Origin of the sequence: Nocardia aobensis NBRC 100429, assembly GCF_000308375.1 — a bacterium.
Classification (GTDB): domain Bacteria; phylum Actinomycetota; class Actinomycetes; order Mycobacteriales; family Mycobacteriaceae; genus Nocardia; species Nocardia aobensis.
Window position 1 is genome coordinate 1 of record NZ_BAFQ01000121.1, and the last position, 4,658, is coordinate 4,658.

Consider the following 4,658-nt stretch of genomic DNA (forward strand, 5'->3'; position numbering starts at 1 on the left):
CCTTGATGGTGTGGCTGATCATGATCAGCGAGGTCGCCATGCCGCGCTGCAGTCGGGTCAGTTCGTCGACGCGGTCGACCATGAAGTCACCGAGTCCCAGCACCTGCCACAGCTCGTCCATGACGACCTGGAAGTACCGCTGCGGCCCCAGTTTGCCGTCGGCGAGGACGTGCGCGGCCTCCACCGACGCGAACCCGTCGGCCCAGCAGGCCAGCATCACACCGGCTTTGAGCTTCTTGTCCCCGGTCGGGATGTGCGAGACGTCGATGCAGACCGCCACCGAGGAGGTGTCGATCGGCGTGGTGGTCTGACCGTTGAAGACCGCACCGAACGGCCCCTGGGTCAGCGCCCGCAGCGACCGCCGCAAGCCCTTGGTGGCCTCGTGGTACTCCTCGGTGTTGTCGGCGCCGGCGTCGAGCATCAGCTCCTGGCCGCCGCCGACCACCACCTCGAGCAGATCCTCCATGATGGGCGGTGATTCCGGCGCGAAGCCACTGCCTTCGCGGTACAGGATGCGCAGCGCGGTGGAGATCAAGGTCTCCTCGTAGTCGCGCACGCGGGCGCCACGCACGAGTTCGACCAGACCGGCGATCAACGTGACCTGGCGGGCCCGCAGTTCCTGGGTCACCTGCAACTGCAACTGGGGGAGGTCGTCCAGCAACGGGACGATCGAGCCGAGCACACCACCCGCGAGCGGATTCAGTTTGCCGTGCCCGTAGCCGAGGTCGATGACCTGGCCACCGACCATCTCCACCAGCTTGCGGTAGTCCGGTTTCACATCGGCCAGGATCAGCGGCGTGATCCCCTGGGCGACACCGCCGAGCACGATGCGGCGCACCAGCGAGGATTTACCGAAACCGTTGAGCCCCAGCACGAACAGGCTGGGCGCGGTGATGAAGCTGCCGCGCATGAACCAGTTCATGGGGTCGAAGCACACCGGCGCGCCGGTGTGCAGATGCGAGCCGAGCGGGGTGCCGATCAGCGGTGCGCCGGCGCCGACCGACCACGGCCACAGGCCGGCGACCTGCGCTGTGGTGGCGCGGTATTCGACGGGGCGGCCCACCACGTTCATCCGGCCGCCGCCGGCTCCGACGTAACCCCGATCGGTCAATTGTGCCGTGCCACGGTCGAATCCGTCCTCGACGACCGATTCGATGCGGGCCGCGGCGTTGACGCGGCGCAGGTCGTCGGTGCGGATCCGGAACGCCGCCCACGCGGCGCGCAATCCGGCGCCCTCGCGGGCCACCGCCTCCAGCCGCGCCCGGGCCGCATCATCGAGCAGGGGCGGACCCTGATTCTTCTTCTTGACCGGTTTGCTGCGCCGATCCCGCCGGTTGCCCGCCTCGGCATCCGCTCGGGACGCTCGCGACAGCTGTTCGTAGGAGGCCATTTTCGAGCCGTTGCGATCACGCAGCGTGCGCTGACCCCGGCCCGTGCGCCGGGCGGGCGGCGTCTCCGTGCGCCGGCGCGCCGTTCCTGCGCCGTATTCGGTACGCGTACTCCGCCGCGGCGCCGGCTCGTAGTCGCCGGTCATGTAGCGCCCTCCGCGCGTCTCGGGCGATACCTGGTCGAATCCGGCCGGCAGCTCGGCCGATTGCGGGGTGCCATGCGCATAGGAGATCTCTCGATCGTCGGGCCGGTCCTCCGGCCCGCCCACCCGGCGCCGGGTACGTGCCCCGGCCGAATTGTCGTGCGCCGCATCGTCGTCGGCGCCGCGTGACGTGGCAGTCGGCTCACCGCCGGAGCGGGCCGCGATCCCGTCGTCGGCGGAGACGCCGCCGGCCGCCTCGGCTGGACCGCTCGCACGGGAACGCACGGAGTCGGCGCTGTCCGCGAAGCCGCCAACGGGCGAGTCGCCCCGCTCGGCCTCCTCGGCCCGCGCGGCGCGGTCGCCGTCCACGAGATCCGCACCCTGGTCCGGCGAGTCGTGGTGGCTCGGCACCGGCCGCGTCGCGGTCGGCGAGTTCGCGTCGCCCGGCGTGGACCGGGGCGCACCGGCCCCCTGCCGTCGAGGGCCGCTCGTTGTCGGCGGGGTATCCGTATCGCGCTCGGCCCCATGGCTTTCGCGATCTGCGCTGTCCTCCACGCCCGCGATCCGGCTGCTGGTTCGCGGCGCCGTCGCGCCGGTCGTCGCGACGTCGTTGCCCGTCCCGGTGTTCTCCGGCAACGCCCTTCGCGGCGCTGCACTGCCGTCCGATCCGGCAGCACGGCGCGGGCGCGTGCTCGACCGTTCGGCTTCCCGGCCGTCGGCCGACCGGTCGCGTGCCGACTGCGACGTCGTCCGGCCGCCCCGGTTCTGCTCGGACTCGATCGCGTCCCCGCCCGCACGGCCGCGGGCGCCACTCGCATCGCCTGCCCCGCGACGGTTCTCGTCGCGTCCGACCGATCCGTCCCGGTCGCCGTTCGCCGGACGCCTGCGGCCCGGCTCCGGCTCGGCCCGCCGCATCGAACGCTCACCGGCGGATCCGGGCCTCGCCGCATCGTCACCGCGCCGGCGTGGGCTTCCCGAGCCGCGCTCGTCGGAGATCCGCTCACCTCCCGGACGCCGTTGTGGCGCATCGTATTCGGTATTCCGCGCGGAACGAGTACCCTCGCCCGCACCCGATTCGGGCGCGGGGCGGCGTTCGGCCTCCCGCCGGGGAGCCGCGGCGCCTCGGGTGCGTCCCGCACCGTCGACACCGGCTCCGGTGCGCGAATGCCCCGTCGCACGCCCACCGTGTTCCGGCGGCGCGGCGGGGTCCGGGCGAGCGTGTTCGCCCTCCTCGCGTCGCGCCCGCCGCCGCGCCGGGCGCAGCGGTACGTCATCCCAATCGGCAGGTGCGCCACCGTATTCCGAGCGGGGCAGGCCGGGCGCGTAGGCCTCGATGCCCCACTCGTCGTCGTGGGCCGTCCGCGTGCGCGGCCGGGCCTGGACCGGGTTCTCCGGATCCACCACCCGCTCGCTGTAGCGCGGTGGTTCGCCCCGGTAGCGGACCGGTGGCTCGTGCTCACCTGCCATCTGCGCTCACCCCGCCAATGCCTTGGGAATACTCGCGTGTTCCGGCAGGATCACCCCGCAGCCGAGTGAGGCCGCGAAGGCCGCCGCCTGGTAGCGGTAGCAACGCCGGATCTTCAACCGGGCCTGTGTGGACAGGTCGCGGGTAATCGCTTCGATCCGCGGCAGATCACCGCGCAGCGGTTCGGTGATGGTGACGAGCGCGCCGAACCGGGTCACACCGTGGCCGCGCGCCTGTTCCTCGCGCGCCTGCTGGGTGGCGCCGACCCGCAGCGTCGCCGAGGCGGAGACGACACCTCGTTCGCTCTGCTGCGCGACCAGCGCGTTCTTGTAGTCGTCGTCCACGATCTCGGCGGCGTCGGCGGCCGAATGCGGCCGGTAGACGATCGCGATCCGCTTGCGCGGGACCTCCGGATTCGGCGCCAGCAGCCGCTGCAACACCCGCTCGTCGACCGCGCCCTCGGGTGCGGCGTCCATCTCCCAGGTGACCGAGCGGCCGCCGTCGTGGATGAACTGGTCCCAGCGTTCCTCGTGCGAGATCGGGCCCGCGTCGGCCCAATCCAGCCCGTGCCCGCCGATCTCGCCTGCGGCCACCTCCAGATCGGCCTGCGCGGCCGGGTCGTAGCTGCGGCGGATGAACGAGATCACCTCGTCGGCCGACATCGGCTGCGCGCGCACCCCCGCTTCGGCCAGCGCCGCGCAGATCCCCGGCAACCGGCGGCCGATCTCGACGGCCTCCTCGGCCGGATTCTTGCGTCGTTCGGCGGTGGTGGCCTTGAACGTGAGCGCCACCCGCGGCAGCAATTGCACGCGCTCCTGCGGCAATTCGGTCGCCAGCTCGTACATCACCTGCTGGGCCAGCGCCGGCGATTCCGGCCGGGTGATCGTGGAAACCTCGGTGAGCAGACGGTTTCCGGTCTCCGGGACGGTGTCGATCACCGGAACCACCGCGACGATGTCGGAGGTCTGGCCCAGCGAGGCCAGGAAGGTGCCCCAGGCGGACACCCACCGATCGATCACCGGCTGGTCGACCGCCTCGTGTCCCTGCGGCCAGGCCCGCAGTACGACCGTGTACTGCGCGAACTGTGGCAGATGGATCATCCCGAAGCTGTAGCCGCCGGCGTCGATTCCCTCGTACAGCCGCGACGGCGCCATCAGTCCGGGCAGGCGCGCGACGCCGCCGGGAATGCGGGAGAACCGGCCGCCGCGATAGACGTGCTCGCCCTTGCTGCGGCCGCGCAACCAATGGAACATCATCAATCCCGTCTCGTAACCGGAGCGGCCCCCCGTCCGCCACACCAGTGGAACCATCACGACCAGACCGATGATCGCGACGAACAGCGCCGGTTTCGGCCCGGCGACCAGCGCCGTCATCAGGGCGGTGATGACGACGACGAAGCCGAGCACCGTCTCCCCCCAGCGCAACCCGAAAAGGCCTGCGCTGCGGGGCTTCTGCCACAGCCCGTACGAGCGGCGCTCGTAGGTGTCGGTCGTCGTCATCGCGGAATGGTGCTCCTGCCGAGGTCGGGTGCGCGGTTGGCCCAGCGGTCACCGGCGATATCGCCCATGGCTTCGTCGGCGCGGTTGAGATGCGCGCCCGCGGCCCGGGCCGTCGCGATGTTGTTCATGACTCGCGACGCGCCGGATGGTACCGCCGCCGCAC

At 71.7% G+C, this 4,658-nt stretch carries 2 protein-coding genes; both read right to left on the reverse strand.

Features of this window, described 5'->3' with window-relative positions:
- Positions 1-2,998 (reverse strand): hypothetical protein (locus tag RJ03_RS38410; RefSeq protein ID WP_245552292.1); only part of this gene is annotated, 2,998 nt, incomplete at its 3' end.
- A 6-nt stretch (positions 2,999-3,004) separates the two neighbouring features.
- Complete coding sequence (locus RJ03_RS15355; RefSeq protein WP_036502826.1) at positions 3,005-4,495, reverse strand: SCO6880 family protein; 1,491 nt, start codon at positions 4,493-4,495, stop codon at positions 3,005-3,007.
- Positions 4,496-4,658: the final 163 nt, after the last annotated feature.